A 17,107-nucleotide genomic window follows, 5' to 3' on the forward strand; every position below is an offset into this window, starting at 1 on the left:
GTGGGGCGCTCTCTAGCACAGGGCGGCAACGGATTTCAATGCACCTCTTTTGCCGGAAATTTTCCGATTTCGGCTCTTGCACCTCTAGTCGCTAGAGGTCGTAGAACATTATCGAGACAAAAGAGGATTTGCCGATGTCCGATGTGAAAGAGACGCGTTTCAGGGTCGAAGGCATGGATTGCGCCTCCTGCGCCAGCAAGATCGACACCGCCGTGCGCCGCATGCCGGGCGTCAGCGACGTTTCGGTTTCGGTGACGGCAGGCACGATGCGGGTGCGGCACGATGCGACGAGCGACCTCGACGCGATCCGCCGCAAGGTCTCCGGCCTCGGCTACGGCGTGATGCCGGCCGATGGGGCCGCGCAAAAGCCGGCGGCGGAACACGAACACGGTCCCGGCTGCGATCATGACCATGAGCACGACCACGGCCCTGCGGTGAAGGCCGCCGCCGTCGAAGGCCTGCACGGCTATGACCACGGCCCGTCCGAAGGCCCGTGGTGGAAGGGCAGGAAGGGACGGCTCACCATCCTTTCCGGGGCGGCGCTGCTCGTCGCCTACGGCATCGGCCATCTCGTCCCAGCTGTCGCGACCTATGCCTTCATCCTTGCCATGGCCGTGGGCCTCGTGCCGATCGCCCGGCGCGCGATCATGGCCGCGCTCGCCGGCACGCCCTTTTCCATCGAAATGCTGATGACCATCGCCGCCGTCGGCGCGGTCGTCATCGACGCGTCGGAGGAGGCGGCCGCCGTCGTCTTCCTCTTCCTCGTCGGCGAGCTGCTGGAAGGCGTTGCCGCCGGCAAGGCGCGCGATAGCATCCGCTCGCTCTCCGCCCTCGTGCCGAAGACGGCGCTGCTGGAAGAGGACGGCCGCACGAAGGAGGTGCCGGCCGAATCGCTTGCCGTGGGCGCGATCATCCTCGTTCGCCCGGGCGACCGCATCTCGGCCGACGGCACCATCGTCGAGGGAGAGAGCGCCATCGACGAGGCGCCCGTCACCGGCGAAAGCACGCCGGTGCGCAAGGAGGCCGGCGACACGGTCTTCGCCGGCACGGTGAACGGCGATGCGGCGTTGCGCATCCGCGTGACGGCGGCTGCGGCCGACAACACCATCGCCCGTGTCGTCAAGCTGGTCGAGGAGGCGCAGGAATCCAAGGCCCCGACCGAGCGCTTCATCGACCGCTTCTCGAAATACTATACGCCCGGGGTGGTCGTCGTCGCCGCGCTCGTCGCCATCGTCCCGCCGCTTCTCCTCGGCGGCGTCTGGAGCGAATGGGTCTACAAGGGCCTCGCCGTGCTCCTGATTGGCTGCCCCTGCGCGCTCGTCATCTCGACGCCCGCCGCCATCGCCGCCGCGCTCTCTGCCGGTGCGCGCCGCGGCCTGCTCATGAAGGGCGGCGCGGTACTGGAAGGCCTCGGCAAGCTCACCGCCATCGCCTTCGACAAGACCGGCACGCTCACCGAGGGCAAGCCGAAGGTCACCGATATCCTCGCCTTCGGCGGAACGGAGGGCGAGGTGCTGCGCCTTGCCGCCGCGCTGGAAGCCGGCTCCAGCCATCCCCTGGCGCTCGCCATCCTCGCAAGGGCCGCCGAAGAGGGCATTGTTCCCCCCGCCGCGACCGGTGCGCGGGCGCTCGGCGGCAAGGGCGTCGCCGCCACGGTCGAGGGCAGGGAGGTCTTCCTCGGCTCGCCGAAGGCCGCCGCCGAGACCGTCACGCTTTCAGCCGAGGTCCAGGCCACCGTCACGGCGCTCAACGACGACGGCAAGACGGTCTCCCTGCTCCTGGTGGACGGCACGCTCACCGGCGCCCTCGCCATGCGCGACGAACCCCGCCCCGATGCCGCGGCCGGCCTTGCGGCTTTGAAGGAGGCGGGCATCCGCACCGTCATGCTGACGGGCGACAACGCCCGCACGGCGGAGGCCGTCGGCAGCCTGCTCGGCATCGAGGTGCGCGCCGAGCTGATGCCTGAGGACAAGCAGCGCATCGTCGGCGAATTGCAGCGCGAGGGCTTCGTCGTCGGCAAGATCGGCGACGGCATCAACGACGCTCCGGCGCTCGCCGCCGCGAATGTCGGCATCGCCATGGGCGGCGGCACGGACGTCGCGCTGGAAACGGCGGATGCGGCGATCCTGCACGGCCGCGTCGGCGACGTCGCGCTGATGCGGGACCTTTCGAAGCGGACCATGCGCAATATCTTCGAGAACATCGTCATCGCCCTCGGCCTCAAGGGCGTCTTCCTGGTGACGACCATCGCCGGCATCACCGGCCTCTGGCCGGCGATCCTCGCCGACACGGGCGCGACCGTCCTCGTCACGCTCAACGCGCTGCGCCTCCTGCGGCCGATCCGGTAGGTTCAGTCGTGCTCGTCGCTGCAAAGGTCGTGGTTGGCAAGCGCGCGGATGACGTAGCAATCGCTGATCTGGTTGGAGTGGCAATGGGTGGTGATGCGCTCCAGCTCGGCCTCCAGCTTGCGCAGCCGCGCGATCTTGCGGCGCACGGCGGCAAGCTGCTCGGCGGCGATCCGGTCGGCGTCGCGGCAAGGGTGCTCGGGGTGCTGGCTGAGCTCGATCAGCTCGCGGATGGCGTCGAGCGTCAGGCCGAGGTCGCGGGCATGGCGGATGAAGGCGAGCCGGTCGCGCTCCCCGGCCGAATAGCGCCGCTGGTTGCCCTCCGAGCGCTCGGCGGGCGAAAGGAGGCCCATCTGCTCGTAGTAGCGGATGGTCGGGACCTTGACGCCCGTCGCCTTCGAAAGATCGCCGATGGTCAGCATGTCATGCCTCTTCGTGTTGTCTTCGCCAAGACATGTGGGGAGACGGCCGGCAAATCAAGGATTGGTTTAGCGGGCGGCTCGCGGCGAAAGACCCCTCCCTAAATCCCTCCCCACAAGGGGGGCAATTGCATATGGCAGACGGTCGCCTTTTCCCCTTCTCCCCGCCGGGGAGAAGGTGGCCCGAAGGGTCGGATGAGGGGGCAAGCGTGCTGCATTGCGCCTGCGGCTCCCCCTCATCCCGCTGCCGCGACCTTCTCCCCGACGGGGAGAAGGGCCAAGTGGCACCCATCGAACTCCATCAGAGAGGGTCTTCGCAGGGCCAGCGCAAGGTTCTGACGCTTTTGTGTTCGCTGCGTGATCGCCGGATGGCATAAACCGTGGCGCCAGGCCTTGAAGGCCGAGGGGTCTGAGGTTTATGGCCGGATACGCACAAAGACCGATGAGAGCCACAAGATTAACGAAGTTCTAAGCAATCGCTTGGACTCTGACAGGATGATGCGTCGCGCGGAAAGCGGCGCGCCCCGATCCCGAACAACCGAAAACGACCCATGTTTGCGCTTCGCCATCGCCTTTCCCGTGAAAACGCCCGTCCACGCCTTCGCCTCCTCGCGCGCCTTGCCGCGGCGACGGTCGCCGGCGGCCTGCTTGCCGGCTGCATGGCGATGGATGTCGCCTCGCTTGCCGAGGCTCCGCAGCTTTCCAGCAAGGTGAAGGCCGAGATGGCGAAGAAGAAGATGCGGCCGGAAAGCCCGGTTCTGGTGCGCATCTTCAAGCAGGAAAGCGAGCTGGAAGTCTGGAAGGTCGATGCGAGCGGCAAATACGCGCTCTTCAAGACCTATCCGATGTGCCGCTGGTCCGGAAAGCTCGGGCCGAAGACGAAGATCGGCGACCGTCAGGCGCCGGAAGGCTTCTACCATGTCTCCGCCGGCATGCTGAACCCGAACTCGCAATATTACGTCTCCTTCAACCTCGGCTATCCGAACAGGCTGGAATCGGCGCTCGGCTATACGGGCGAGGCGCTGATGGTGCACGGCGCCTGCTCGTCCTCCGGCTGCTACGCCATGACCGACCAGGGCGTCGGCGAGATCTTCGCCATCGTGCAGAAGGCGCTTGAAGGCGGGCAGCAGCGTTTCCAGGTGCAGGCCTACCCCTTCCGCATGACGACGCAGAACATGGTCGCCCACCGCGGCGATCCGAACATGCCCTTCTGGCGCACGCTGAAGGAGGGCTACGACGCCTTCGAATTCACGCGGAGCCAGCCGAAGGTCTCGCTGTGCAGCGGCCGCTATGTCTTCGACAAGGACTTCGTCGGCGGCGAGCCGGACGATCCGCTCGCGGCCTGCCCGGCGACGGTCGAAGGCGTCCAGCCCGAGCTGATGGCGAAGATCGGCGCGGAACAAAGGAAGCTGGATGCGGCTTTCGCGAACGCCACGCCGGTTTCGAGCTTCGCCTATGTGGACGGCGGCATGCATCCGAGCTTCCGCTCGCTGCTCAAGCACGAAGGCGCGAAAGGCATGGCCGCGCGCATTTCGCGCACCAAATATCCCGTCAGCCGGCCCGAGGCCGCGCTGGCCGATCCCTATGACGATTGATGTGTGAGGAACTGTATTGACTGGTGAAAGCGTAACCCGCCGGTCCTTCCTGCTTGGCAGCGCGGGACTGGCAACCACGATCCTCTCCGGCTGCGTCACGCCGGTCCGCCAGAGGGTCGCCGTCGAGCCCGAGCCGGTCGATACCAGCATCTACGCCGAGATGTACGGGCCGAAGCCGGACGAGGCGTATCCGCTGCCGGCCATTCCCTATCAGAAGATCGATCCGCGCTTCTACCGCCAGATGGTGCCGAACCCGACGGGCGAGCGGCCCGGCGTGATCGTCGTCGATACGGCCACGCACTTCCTCTACCTCACCTATGAGGGCGGGCAGGCCATGCGCTACGGCGTCGGCCTCGGCCGGGCGGGCTTCGAATGGGCCGGCCGCGGCGTCATCCAGTACAAGCGCGAATGGCCGCGCTGGACGCCGCCGGACGAGATGATCGCCCGCCAGCCCGAGCTGGAGCCCTATAGCTGGCGCAACGGCGGCATGGAGCCGGGCCTGAAGAACCCGCTCGGCGCCCGCGCGCTCTATATCTTCCGCGACGGTCAGGATACGCTCTACCGCATCCACGGCTCGCCGGAATGGTGGACCATCGGCAAGTCCGTCTCCTCCGGCTGCGTGCGCATGATGAATCAGGACGTGGTCGACCTCTACAACCGCGTCCAGCCCGGCACGCCCATCCTGGTGCTCGGCTCCGCCGTCGAAACCGCCGGCATCTATTGATCGCACCGCCTGGAACGAGCTCGTAAGGACATGACCGTTATCGAAACGCTTTTCACCAATGCGAAGCTCGCGGACGGCTCCGTGAAGGACATCGGCGTTGCCGGCGGCCGCATCGTCTCCATCGCGCCGGCCGGGGCGGGGGGCGAGGCGGGCCGCCGCGTCGACATCGCCGGCGCGCTGCTCGTGCCGGGCTTCGTGGAGGGGCATATCCACCTCGACACCAGCTTCTACGGCGACAGGTGGATCCCCCACAAACCCTGCACCGACGGCTTCGACGTGCATGAGCGCGTCGCCTTCCAGGCCGAGAACATGGCGATGGCTGCGCCGATGGACGAGCGCGCCCGCAAGCAGCTCGAGCTGTGCGTCTCCAACGGCTCGCTCCAGATGCGCAGCCACGTCATGGTGGACGGCTCGGTCGGGCTGAAGTCGCTGGAGACGATCCTGAAGGTGCGCGAGGACTATCGCGACATCATCGACATCCAGCTCGTCGCCTTCCCGCAGAGCGGCATCCTTTCGAGCCCCGGCACGCCGGAGCTTCTGGATGCGGCGATCGGCCTCGGCGCCGATCTCGTCGGCGGTCTCGATCCGGCGAGCTTCGACCGCGACCTCGACGGCCACCTCGACGTCGTCTTCGGCGTGGCGGAAAGGCGCGGCGTCGGCGTCGATATCCACCTCCATGATTTCGGCACGCTCGGCGCCTTCACGGTGGAGGAGATCTGCGCGCGCACGGTGGCGCTCGGCATGCAGGGCAGGGTGGTGATCAGCCATGCCTACGGGCTCGGCGACCTCGATGCGGACGCTGCCCGCCGTATCGGCGCGAAGATCGCTGCCGCCGGCATCTCGATCATGACCAACGCCCCCGGCGACCACGTCTTCCCGCCCGTCGCGCTGCTGCGCGCCGAGGGCGTCAACGTCTTTTCCGGCAACGACAATATCCGCGATTCCTGGTGGCCCTACGGCGACGGCGACATGCTGGGCCGGGCGATGATGATCGGCTACCGCTCCGGCTTCTACACCGACGAAGAGCTTTCCGCCGCCTTCGACGTGGTGACCGCCGCCGGCGCAAAAGCCCTCGGCCTCGAAGGCTACGGCATCGCCGTCGGCGCGAAGGCGGATTTCGTGACGCTCGACGCCGAGCATGTGCCGGAGGCCGTCGTGGCCGTGCCGAAGGGCCGCCGCGTGTTCAAGGCCGGTCGGCTTGTCGCGGAGAACGGGGCCGTGGTGCGCTGAGGGCGCCTCCTTTCTCCTCCCTCTCGGTCATCCTTCCTCTTCTCCCTCTCGGTCGTCATCCTCGGGCTTGACCCGAGGATCCACCTCTCAAACTCAGGGCGTGCCGAATGGATGGATCCTCGGGTCAAGCCCGAGGATGACGGAGGAGAGGTGAGAGAGAGGGTGAGAGAGAGAGAGGGAGAGAGTAGGGGAGTGGGACGACCCCATAGGCATTCCCCAAAATGAAAAAGGCGTGCCCGCTTCCGCCGGCACGCCCTTTTTTGATCGCCTTGCCGCTTACGTCCGCGGCTTCAGGTTCTCCGGGTCGTAGAGCGGCTTGTAGCCGATGCCGGCCACCTCGACCGGATAGGTCTCGTCGAAGTACGAGATGTTGAGCTTGCGGCCTTCCTGGCAATAGGCCCACGGCAGGTAGGCAAGAGCGATGTTCTTGCCGATGGTCGGGCCGAAGGCAATGGAGGTCGTGTAGGAGCGGCGGCCGAGTTCGTCGACCAGCACCTCGCCCGTCTCCGGGTCCATGACCGGCAGGTTGCCGAGCGGGTAGCGCTTCACGCCGTTCCTGTCGGTGTTCTCCGTCATGACGAGCGTGCAGAGCATGGCGGGCTGGTGGTCGCGCGCCTTGTATTCGAGGTGCTTGGCCTTGCCGCGGAAATCGGCTTCCTTGACCTTCGGGCGGGCAAGGTCGGCCTCGATGAGGTTGTACTGGGTGAGAAGGTCGGCGTTCTGGAGGCGCAGGCTCTTTTCCATGCGGCGCGAGTTGGCATAGGTCTCGACGCCGAAGGCCATGACGCCGGTGGCGCGCAGCGCATCCCAGACGGCAAGGCCGTCCTCGTACTTCATGTGCAGCTCCCAGCCCTGCTCGCCGACATAGGAGATGCGGAAGGCGGTGACGGGCTTGCCGGCGATCTCGATCTGCCTGATCGCGGCGAAGGCGAAGTTCTCCTGGTCGAGTCCTGCCGGGTCCGCCACCACCTTCTTGAGCGTCTCGCGGGCGTTCGGGCCCCAGATGCCGATGGTGATGAACTTCTCCGAGACGTCGGTGATGGTGACGTCGAGGCCGCGGTCCTCGGCAACGCGCTTCATGTAGTGGAAGTCGCGCGGGCCGGCATCGGCGCCGTTGACGAGGCGGCAGCGGTCCGCCATGCGGAAGACGGTGAAGTCGGCGCGCACCATGCCCTCGTCGTCGAGGAAGTGGGTGTAGATGCCCTTGCCGATATTGCCGTCGCCGCCGATCTTCGCCGCGCAGAGCCATTCCAGAAGCTCGACGTGGTCGGGGCCTTCGATATCGACCATGTGGAAATGCGAGAGGTTGACGATGCCGCAATCCTCGCTCATCGCCAGGTGCTCGGCATTGGAGACGCGCCAGAAGTGGCGGCTGTCCCACTCGTTCTCGCGCACCGGCACGCGGTCGCCGTATTTTTCCAGAAGATGTTCGTTGGTCTTGTAGCCGTGGGCGCGCTCCCAGCCGCCGAGCTCCATGAAGTAGCCGCCGAGTTCCACTTCGCGCTCGTAGAAGGGCGAGCGCTTGACGCCCCGGCCGCTGGCATAGGGCTCGCGCGTGTGGACGGCCGGGAAGTAGATCTTCTGCGCAGCCTCGAAGGTGCGGCCCTCGATGAACTTCTCTTCGAGCTGGTGCGGGTAGAAGCGGGCATAGTCGATCGAGTTGTGGTCGATCTCCGTGCGGCCGTCCGTCATCCAGTCGGCGATGAGCTTGCCGTAGCCGGGGCCGTCCTTGACCCAGATGGCGACGCAGTACCAGAGCCCGCGCACCTTCTGGCTCTCGCCGCAGGAGGGCCCGCCGGCGGCGGAGACCTGCAGCAGGCCGTTGAACGAATGGCCCTCGTTATAGCCGAGCTCGCCGAGGATCGGTGTCAGCTCCATCGCCTTTTCGAGCGGCTCGATGATCTGCTCCATGTCGAGGTCGCGCTGCGAGGGCGAAAGGCGCGCCTCGTGCTTTTCGAGAATGTCGCGCGGGTGGCAGAGACGCGGATTGGTGGTCTCGTAGTAGCCCCACTCGATCTGGCCGCCCTCGGTGGTCTTCGGGTCGCCCGTATCGCGCATATAGGCGGAGTTGCCCTGGTCGCGGAGCAGCGGGAAGCCGATTTCCTTGCCGGTGCCCTCGAACTCGTTGTACGGGCCGAAGAAGGTGAGCGGATGGTCGACCGGCATGACCGGCAGGTCCTCGCCGACCATTTCGGCGATGAGGCGGCCCCAGATGCCGGCGCAGACGATGACGTGGTCCGCCATGATCGTGCCGCGATGGGTGACGACGCCCTTGATATGGCCGTTCTCGACGAGGAGCGAGGTTGCGGGCGTGTTGCCGAAGACCTGCAGCTTGCCGGATTTCTCGGCAGCGTCGACCAGCTTGCCGGCGACGGTCTGCGAGCGGGGAATAACGAGGCCGGCGTCGGGGTCGAAGAGGCCGCCCTGCACCTGGTCTTCCTCGATCAGCGGGAACATGTCCTTGATCTCGGACGGCGAGACATAGTGCGCGCGCGTGCCGAAGGCCTTGGCGGAGGAGAGCTTGCGCTTGATCTCTTCCATCCATGTATCGTCGCCCGTGCGGGCGACTTCGAGGCCGCCGATGCGGGCGTAGTGGCCCATCTTCTCGTAGAAATCGATGGAATACTGGGTCGTCCAGACCGAAAGGTAGTCGTGGCTCGTCGTGTAGCAGAAGTCCGAGGCATGCGCCGTCGAACCGATGTCGGTCGGGATGCCCGACTTGTCGATGCCCACGATATCGTCCCATCCGCGCTCGATGAGATGATGGGCGATGGATGCGCCCACGATGCCGCCCAGACCGATGATGACGACCTTCGCCTTTTGCGGAAACTCTGCCATTCTTGAGACCCCAATGAGAATTTGCGGCCGATTTTAGGGCCTCGCCCGGCGCCTGTGCAGCCTGTCTGCGACTCGTCCGCGACCAGTTCCGACAGTCTCCCGAGCAAGTCCCGGACCGGCGGCACGACCCTAGCGGATCGCCGGGGCGGCGCAACGCTTTTCGACCGGATCTCGGCAGGCCGAAGGAACGGGCCTTTTACCCATGCGTCAGTTGCATGGGTGGCGTGCCGACTTGGCGCTGTTTCGCATCGCAGCATCGACGTATAAAGCACCCATCGAAAGACGCGGCGCCACGGATCGGTGCCGAACAGAGAGCCTCAGGAAAGGGGATCATCATGAACATGGCACGTTCCTTCAGCAATTGGCGCAAGTACCGTCAGACCATCAACGAACTCGACCGCATGACCGCCCGCGAACTCAGCGATCTGGGCATCGAGCGCTCGCAGATCAAGGCCGTCGCCCGCGCTGCCGTCGGCTTCTGAGCCAAGACGCCGCAAGCCGGAAATTCCTGGAACGCCCGCCCTCCGGCGGGCGTTTTTGCATGTGCGAAGAAGCGAAGGCCGGCTAGGCCGATTCGGCACGATTGAGGCATACGCCAAGCGCATAACGCATAGCTGCCTTGCAAAACGATGCCTATGAAATAATCAGGAATCGCGTATAGTCATACTTATCGAAACAACGTACCTCCTCCCACGAAGTTTCGATGTTGCAGAAGGTCTACTCCTCCTCCCAAGACCGACTGCGGGAATGGCGACACTCCTCCTCCCAGTCGCCATTCGGTTCTATCGGAAAGCCTGCCGCCTCCTCCTCCCGCGGCAGGCTTTTCCATTTCAGGACCCAATTTCCCCGATGAGAAGACAGAACGGCAGCGGACGGGCCCGGCCCGGTGGCCATGCCGCGTGTGCGCAGAACGACGAATGCCCGGGGCAGGCCCGGGCATGATGCGGTTCTTCGCGGAAGTTGTGATTCGCCTCAGGCGACGTTTCGCAGCGGCGCCTTTCCGGCTTGGCGGACGGCGGCCGGGATCTGCCGCAGCACTTCCAGCGCCAGCGCGCGGGCGTTCTCCTGCGCCTTGTCGAGGTTGCTGATGCGTTTCGCATCCATCGAATAGAGCGTGCCGGCGCAGCCGAAGATGTCGCGGAAGGCGGCGCGCTCGATGATCGGCGTTTCGAGCAGGTGCACGCGGCGGGCGGCGAGCAGGTCCTTCACCGCCTGCATGGCGCGCGTCGTCACCATCGAGTTGACGCGGGTGAGCACGACGGAATGGCGGATGCGGATATCGGCCTTGTCTTCCAGGTATTGCAGCAGCTCGATGACGTTCGCCCCGCCCTGGGCGTCCATGGCCGAGCCCTGCACGGGAATCAGCACGTAGTCGGCATGGCCGACGGCCTTGGCGAGCAGCGAGCTGCGCGAGCCGGGCAGATCGACGAGCACGAAATCCGCTCGCGCCTTCTCCTCTGCCACCTGCCGGTCGATGGTGCTCATCGTCACATAGGGCACGACGGAAAGGCGGCCGCCGACGAGGCTGCCGGAGTTCTCGTGCCAGCGGGTGATCCAGTGCTGCGGGTCGGCGTCGAGCACCGAGACGCGGAAGCCGAGGCGGGCAAGCTCGGTGGCGAGCAGCAGCACGGCGGTGGTCTTGCCGGCGCCGCCCTTGGTGTTGGCGAAGGTGATGACGGGCATGAGGCTCCCCGGAGGGTTGGCGAGCCGGTCATCGCTCGGAAGGAAGCACCCTGCATGGTGCGTCCCCATCCTCGCCAATCATGGTTAACAGCCGGTGAAAAACGCCTATCGGCGCCGGTCGGCGGCGAGGATTTCCCGGGCGATCTGGTCGAGCGGCAGAATCTTGTCGACCCCGCCATGGGCGATCGCCTCCTTGGGCATGCCGAAGACGACGGAGGAGGCCTCGTCCTGCGCCACCGTATAGGCGCCGGCCTGGTGCATCTCGGCCATGCCGCGCGCGCCGTCGTCGCCCATGCCGGTCATGATGACCCCCATGGCGTTGCCGCCGGCCGCGCGCGCGGCGGAGCGGAAGAGCACGTCGACGGAGGGCCGGTGGCGCGACACGAGCGGGCCTTCGCGCACCGCGACATGGTAGCGCGCGCCCTGCCGCTCCAGCATCATGTGGCGGTCGCCGGGGGCGATCAGCACATGCCCGCGCAGGACGGGATCGCCATGCACGGCTTCCTTGACCTCCATCTCGCACAGGCTGTTCAGCCGCTTTGCGAAGGCGGCGGTGAACTTTTCCGGCATGTGCTGGACGATGACGATGCCGGGGGAATTGGCCGGCAACTGCTCCAGCAGCACGCGCAGCGCTTCCGTGCCGCCCGTCGAGGCGCCGATGCAGGCGACCATCTCGGTCGTCTTGGCCATGGCGCGCCCGGTCGGCGGCGGCAGCACGGCATCGGCGGTGAGCTTCGCGCTCGGCCCGCTCGAGGCGGCGGCGGCGCGCCGGTTCGTGCCGAGCCGGGCGACGGCCGCGCCCTTCACCGCCTCGCGGATGCGCGTGCCCGATTCGGCAAGGTGGTCCGCCGCGCCGATCCGCGGCTTGAGGATGATGTCGACGGCGCCGGCCTCCAGCGCCTGCATCAGCGTCTCGGAGCCCTCCTCGGTCAGCGAGGAGCACATGACGACGGGGATCGGCCGCTGCGACATGATCTTGCGCAGGAAGGTGATGCCGTCCATGCGCGGCATTTCCACGTCGAGCGTGATGACGTCGGGGATTTCCTCCTGGATCTTCCGCGCCGCCATGAAGGGGTCGGAGGCCGCGCCCATCACCTCGATTTCCGGATCCTCCTCCAGAACGCGGGTCAGCGCCTGGCGCACGCTCGCCGAGTCGTCGATGATGAGGACGCGGATCTTTTTTCCGGGCAGGGGCATTCAGATCTTCTTGAAAACCGTGTTGGCGACCTGGCGCACCGGCAGGCTGATGCCGGTGACCGTTTCGGAGTGGCCCACATAGAGGAAGCCGCCGGGGGCGAGGCAGTCGCACAGCCGCGACAGCACCCTGGCCTGCGTCGGCTTGTCGAAATAGATGAGCACGTTGCGGCAGAAGATCATGTGCATGGGGTCGCCCACCCTGTAGGCGTTGTCCATGAGGTTCATGCGCGCAAAGCCGATGGCCGAGCGCAGGCGCGGATGAATGCGCACCTCGCCCCGCCCGGCATCGCGCGAGACCATCACGTAGCGCCGCTGCATCTCCGCCGGCACCGGCTGGATCATGTCGCGCGGATAGACGCCGCGGCGGGCCGCGCCAAGTACGTCCGTCGAAAGGTCCGTGGCGAGGATGCGGTAGTCGATGCCCGACCGGCTCTCGACGAAATCCTGCATTACCATCGCCATCGTATAGGGCTCGGCGCCGATGGAGCAGGCCGCGCTCCACAGGCGCAGCCGCCGGTGGCCGGCCGCCGCAAGCTCCGGCAGGCCGACCTGCTCCATGAACTCGAAATGCTTGGGCTCGCGGAAGAAGTCCGTCTTGTTCGTCGTCACGGCGTCGATGAGGAAGATCGCCTCCTTCTCGATGCCGCCGTGCTTGAAGAGATAGTCGCAATAGGCGTTGAAGCTGGGAATGCCGGTCGCCCGGAGGCGCCGCCGCAGGCGGCCCTCCAGCATCGTCAGCTTGGTGATCGGCATCTTGATGCCGCTGTAATCGTAGATATAGCGCGACAGGGCCTCGAAATTCCGGCTGCTCAGGCCGTCTTCGCTCACCTGCGCCCGCAATGCTGCTCCCACACCCGTTCTCCCGGTTCTTATGCGGTGGCGGCGAGGCGGCCCGCCGAGCCCATCATCGCCACTTCCGCGCCGGAGAAGAGCCGCGCAAGATCGACGATGACGACGAAGCCGCCGTTGCGGCGCACCACGCCTGCAATGTAGTCGGAGGGCCAGCGCACGCCGATGTCCGGCGCGCCCTCGATCTCCTCGTCCCGGAAGGGAACGACCTCGTAGACCCGGTCGGCGACGAGGCCGAGGGTGAGGATTTTCTCACCGATCGGCACGTCGAGCACGAGCGCCCGCGTGTGCGGGGTCTTCTCGGTCTTCGACATGCCGAGGCGAAGGCGCAGGTCGATCACCGGCACGCCCTGGCCGCGCACGTCCCGAAGCCCCAGCAGGTAATCCGGCCCGTGCGGGATCTTGAAGGCGTCCTCGTGGTCGAGGATTTCGCGCACGACCGAGACGGGCACCGCGAAGACCTCGTTGTCGAGCGAGAAGGTGACGTACTGGGATTCGGAGGACGTGCCGGCCATGATCAAGCGCTTTCCCTGAAGTCTGCGTCGTCGGCATCCGGGCCGCCCATCGACATGTCGAGGGCAAAGCCGCGGGCGCGGGCCTGTTGGGCGTTGACGCTGTTGTCGGACTTGCGAACGGCCGAGGCGGCGGGCTTTGCGGCCGGGCGCGCGGCGTGGGATGCCGGGCGATGCTGGGCTGCGGCCGGGACGCCGGAAGCGCGGTCGACGCGGAAGAAGGCGATGGAGGTCTGGAGTTCCTCCGCCTGGGCGGCGAGTTCCTCCGACGTGCCGGACATCTCTTCCGAGGCGCCGGCGTTCTGCTGCGTCACCTTGTCGAGCTGCTGGATCGCCTCGTTGATCTGCGAGGCGCCGATGTCCTGCTCGCGGCAGGCGGCGGAAATCTCGGAAACCAGTTCGGCGGTCTTGCGGATATCCGGCACCAGCCGGTTCAGCATCTCGCCGGCCTCCGTGGCGACGGAGACCGTCTGGCCGGAGAGCGTGCTGATCTCGGCGGCGGCCGCCTGGCTGCGCTCGGCGAGCTTGCGCACTTCCGAGGCGACGACGGCAAAGCCCTTGCCGTGCTCGCCGGCACGGGCGGCCTCGACGGCGGCGTTGAGGGCGAGAAGGTCCGTCTGGCGGGCAATTTCCTGCACGATGGAGATCTTCTCGGCAATGGTGCGCATGGCGCCGACAGCGCGGCCGACCGCCTCGCCGGAGGCCTCGGCATCCTTGGCGGACTGGCGGGCGATCTTTTCCGTCTGGGCGGCGTTGTCGGCGTTCTGCTTGATGTTCGCGGCCATCTCCTCCATCGAGGCGGAAGCCTCTTCGGCGGAGGAGGCCTGTTCCGTCGCACCCTGCGAGAGCTGCTCGGAGCTTGCCGAGAGCTCCTGGCTGCCGGAAGAGACGTTGTTGGCGGCCGAGAGCGCGTCTGCAACGACGCCGCGCAGGCGTTCCACCATGCTTTCGAGCGAAAGGCCGAGGGTATCCTTGCCGGAAAGCGGCTTCGGCGTGACGGTGAGGTCGCCGTTGGCGATCTGGTCGGCGATGGTTGCCGTGTTGCGCAGGTTGCCGGTCATCACGTTGATCGTGTCGACGAGGTCCTTGATCTCGTCGTTCGTCTTGACCTCGACGCTCTTGTCGAGATCGCCGACGGCGACGGCCTCGGCGACGTCGCGGATCTTGCGCAGGCCGCTATTGATGCCGAGTGCGATCCAGACGGCGGCGCCGGTGGAAAGGATAAAGGCGGCAAGCGCGAGCGTGATGAGCGTGTAGAACGCCGTGTCGTAGCTGGCGTCGGCCACGCTGTCGGAATTCGTGATGGCCGCTTCGGTCAGGGCGGAAAGGCCCTTGGTCATCTCGTCGAGCTTGTCGGCGGCGACGGAGCCTTCGGTCTGGTTGACCTCCAGCGCCAGCTCGCGCTGGCCGGACGCCATGAGCGCGATGATCCTGTCGTTGATGGCGACGTAGTCGTCCCAGAAATCGCGGATGTCCTGCCACTTGGCCTTGAATTCGCCGGTCGCGTCGTTCTCGCCCTCGTTGAGGGCCTTCTCGAAGGCTTCGCGTTCGGCAGCAATGGTCGCCTTCGCCTTGTTGGTGCGCTCGAGCGAGTTGGCCATCAGCAGGTCGCCCTCGGCAAGGCCGAGGCCGTCGAAGGCGGCCGCAAGGTCGTTGGCGTAGTCGTCCTGCTCGATCGGGCCCTCGATGAGGTCGTTGCGCAGCGTGTTCATCGCGTCGAGCTCGCGGATGCCGATGCCGGCCGAAAGGCAAAGAAGGGCAATCAGGAAGCCGAAGGCAAGGCCCAGCTTCAGTTTGATGGTGAGGCGCATCCCGGAATCTCCTTGTCGCAGATGCCTGTTAAGGGCGGAGCGGCCGCGACCGCGGCGCTCCCATGCGTGAAGACCGATACACTCACCCTTCCGCGGGCTGCCATGCAGCCCTTGCGCCGGCGCCTACATGCGCCGGGTTGACTGGCGCAGCGCGTCCGTTGCCGGACGCGCCGCCATGACGATGATCAGGCGCTTTCGCGGAAGTCCGCGTCGTCGGCGTCCGGGCCGCCCATCGACATGTCGAGGGCGAAACCGTTGGTGCGCGTTGCCTTGGCCGTTACCGGCGCCGGGCGCTGGGCCGGTGCTGCGGCGGGGCGCTTGACGGGGGCGGAGGTCGCCATCTTCGCGGCGGTGGCGCGCAACTTGTCGGCGTGGCTCGGCTCCTTGCGGCCGACGGCGGCGCTGTCGACGCGGAAGAAGGCGATGGAGGTCTGGAGTTCCTCGGCCTGGGCGGCGAGCTCTTCCGAGGTCGCCGACATTTCTTCCGAGGCGCCGGCGTTCTGCTGCGTCACCTTGTCGAGCTGCTGGATCGCCTCGTTGATCTGCGAGGCGCCGATATCCTGCTCGCGGCAGGCGGCGGAAATCTCGGAAACCAGTTCGGCGGTCTTGCGGATGTCCGGCACCAGCCGGTTCAGCATCTCGCCGGCTTCCGTGGCGACGGAAACCGTCTCGCCGGAAAGGGCGCTGATCTCGGCGGCGGCCGCCTGGCTGCGTTCGGCGAGCTTGCGCACTTCCGAGGCGACGACGGCAAAGCCCTTGCCGTGCTCGCCGGCGCGGGCCGCCTCGACGGCCGCGTTGAGGGCGAGAAGGTCGGTCTGGCGGGCGATCTCCTGCACGATGGAGATCTTTTCCGCGATCGTGCGCATCGCCGTGACGGCGCGCCCGACGGCAAGGCCCGAGGCTTCCGCGTCCTTGGAGGACTGGCGGGCGATCTTCTCGGTCTGGGCGGCGTTGTCGGCGTTCTGCTTGATGTTGGAGGCCATTTCTTCCATCGAGGCGGAGGCCTCTTCGGCGGAGGACGCCTGTTCCGTCGCGCCCTGCGAGAGCTGCTCGGAGCTTGCCGAGAGTTCCTGGCTGCCGGAGGAGACGTTGTCGGAGGCCGAAAGGGCATCGGCGACGACGCCGCGCAGGCGCTCGATCATCGTGTTGACGTGACCGAGCAGGTCGCCGATCTCGTCGCGGGTGGTGATGTCGGCAAAGCGCGAGAGGTCGCCGTCCGCCACGTTCTGCACGGCGCCGACGGCACGGCCGAGGCCGCGGTTGATCGACAGCACGATCCAGAAGGCGGCGACGCCGGCGATCACGAAGGCGATGGACGCGACGGCGATCATGATCGTGCGGGTGCTCGCATACTGCGCCTCGGCCTGGTCGTCGGCCTCCTGAAGGCGGGATTGCTCGAGGTCGACCACTTCGGCGAGCAGGGCGTCGATATCGGTGGCGACGGTGCGCGCTTCCGACGACGAAACGCGAAGGGCGCCCGCGGCATCGCCCGCCAGCATCATGCTGCGGATACGGTCGTCCTGCTGGCGGAACCGTGCGGTGAGCGTGTCGAGCTTGGTCCAGAAGGCCTTGCCCTGCTCGGTCGCCTTCGCCGTCACGTCCTGGAAGGCCGTGTCGAAGTCGGCACGGGCCTTGTCGCTGACCGCGATGTATTTGTTCGTCTCGGCGGTGCTGGCGGAAGACAGCATGTTCTTCTGCTGGCGGATCTGCTGGAGCTGCAGGATGTTGAGTTCCTGCGCGAGGCTGAGGCGCGCGGCCGGGCCCGTGATGACGTGGCCGAGCGTATCGTTGAGGGCGCCGAGGTTCACGATGCCGTAGCCGGCGGTGCCCGCCAGGATGGCCATGATGAAGCCGAAGGCCAGGAACAGTTTGAGTTTGATGGTGAAGCGCATGGGTCTCTCCTC

General features: G+C 66.6%; 13 protein-coding genes. 5 read left to right on the plus strand and 8 right to left on the minus strand.

Annotated elements, in window-relative coordinates; genetic code table 11:
• Positions 1-134: 134 nt before the first annotated feature.
• Positions 135-2,348 (plus strand): heavy metal translocating P-type ATPase, encoded by a 2,214-nt coding sequence (locus ACZ5TO_RS02490; RefSeq protein ID WP_464799421.1) that lies wholly within the window; start codon positions 135-137, stop codon positions 2,346-2,348.
• A gap of 2 nt (positions 2,349-2,350) precedes the next feature.
• On the opposite strand, the gene ACZ5TO_RS02495 is transcribed toward ACZ5TO_RS02490, so the two are convergent.
• On the minus strand, positions 2,351-2,767 hold the full coding sequence (locus tag ACZ5TO_RS02495; protein ID WP_184145083.1) for a MerR family transcriptional regulator: 417 nt from the start codon (positions 2,765-2,767) through the stop codon (positions 2,351-2,353).
• Between the two features lie 548 nt (positions 2,768-3,315).
• Here ACZ5TO_RS02495 and ACZ5TO_RS02500 point away from each other — a divergent pair.
• From ACZ5TO_RS02500 to ACZ5TO_RS02510, 3 genes are read left to right on the plus strand one after another with little or no spacing between them, the layout of a single operon-like run.
• Positions 3,316-4,359 carry a L,D-transpeptidase family protein gene (locus ACZ5TO_RS02500; protein ID WP_184145084.1) on the plus strand — a complete coding sequence of 348 codons (1,044 nt, stop codon included), beginning with the start codon at positions 3,316-3,318 and terminating at the stop codon, positions 4,357-4,359.
• Between the two features lie 16 nt (positions 4,360-4,375).
• A complete protein-coding gene (locus tag ACZ5TO_RS02505) occupies positions 4,376-5,083 on the plus strand; it encodes a L,D-transpeptidase (protein WP_464799422.1) in 708 nt (235 codons plus the stop codon).
• 30 nt (positions 5,084-5,113) lie between these two features.
• Positions 5,114-6,313, plus strand: coding sequence for an amidohydrolase family protein (locus ACZ5TO_RS02510; RefSeq protein WP_464799423.1), 1,200 nt, complete (start codon positions 5,114-5,116; stop codon positions 6,311-6,313).
• Positions 6,314-6,589: 276 nt separating this feature from the next.
• On the opposite strand, the gene ACZ5TO_RS02515 is transcribed toward ACZ5TO_RS02510, so the two are convergent.
• Positions 6,590-9,151 (minus strand): GcvT family protein, encoded by a 2,562-nt coding sequence (locus ACZ5TO_RS02515; protein ID WP_464799424.1) that lies wholly within the window; start codon positions 9,149-9,151, stop codon positions 6,590-6,592.
• A gap of 335 nt (positions 9,152-9,486) precedes the next feature.
• Between ACZ5TO_RS02515 and ACZ5TO_RS02520 the strand changes: the two genes are divergently transcribed.
• On the plus strand, positions 9,487-9,633 hold the full coding sequence (locus ACZ5TO_RS02520; RefSeq protein WP_184146709.1) for a DUF1127 domain-containing protein: 147 nt from the start codon (positions 9,487-9,489) through the stop codon (positions 9,631-9,633).
• Positions 9,634-10,123: 490 nt separating this feature from the next.
• Here ACZ5TO_RS02520 and ACZ5TO_RS02525 read toward each other — a convergent pair whose 3' ends face one another.
• From ACZ5TO_RS02525 to ACZ5TO_RS02550, 6 genes are all read right to left on the minus strand, one after another.
• Complete coding sequence (locus tag ACZ5TO_RS02525; RefSeq protein WP_464799425.1) at positions 10,124-10,834, minus strand: ParA family protein; 711 nt, start codon at positions 10,832-10,834, stop codon at positions 10,124-10,126.
• A 105-nt stretch (positions 10,835-10,939) separates the two neighbouring features.
• Positions 10,940-12,031: a protein-glutamate methylesterase/protein-glutamine glutaminase gene (locus tag ACZ5TO_RS02530; RefSeq protein ID WP_464799426.1), complete on the minus strand. Its 1,092-nt coding sequence runs from the start codon at positions 12,029-12,031 to the stop codon at positions 10,940-10,942.
• Positions 12,032-12,883, minus strand: coding sequence for a CheR family methyltransferase (locus tag ACZ5TO_RS02535; RefSeq protein ID WP_184146715.1), 852 nt, complete (start codon positions 12,881-12,883; stop codon positions 12,032-12,034).
• Between the two features lie 17 nt (positions 12,884-12,900).
• The gene (locus ACZ5TO_RS02540) at positions 12,901-13,395 is read right to left on the minus strand and encodes a chemotaxis protein CheW (RefSeq protein WP_184146717.1); all 495 of its coding nucleotides are present in this window, start codon (positions 13,393-13,395) and stop codon (positions 12,901-12,903) included.
• Positions 13,396-13,397: 2 nt separating this feature from the next.
• Positions 13,398-15,203, minus strand: coding sequence for a methyl-accepting chemotaxis protein (locus ACZ5TO_RS02545; protein WP_464799427.1), 1,806 nt, complete (start codon positions 15,201-15,203; stop codon positions 13,398-13,400).
• A gap of 185 nt (positions 15,204-15,388) precedes the next feature.
• On the minus strand, positions 15,389-17,095 hold the full coding sequence (locus ACZ5TO_RS02550; protein ID WP_464799428.1) for a methyl-accepting chemotaxis protein: 1,707 nt from the start codon (positions 17,093-17,095) through the stop codon (positions 15,389-15,391).
• Positions 17,096-17,107 lie beyond the last annotated feature (12 nt).

The sequence above is a fragment of the Shinella sp. Sh6 genome (assembly GCF_055392685.1).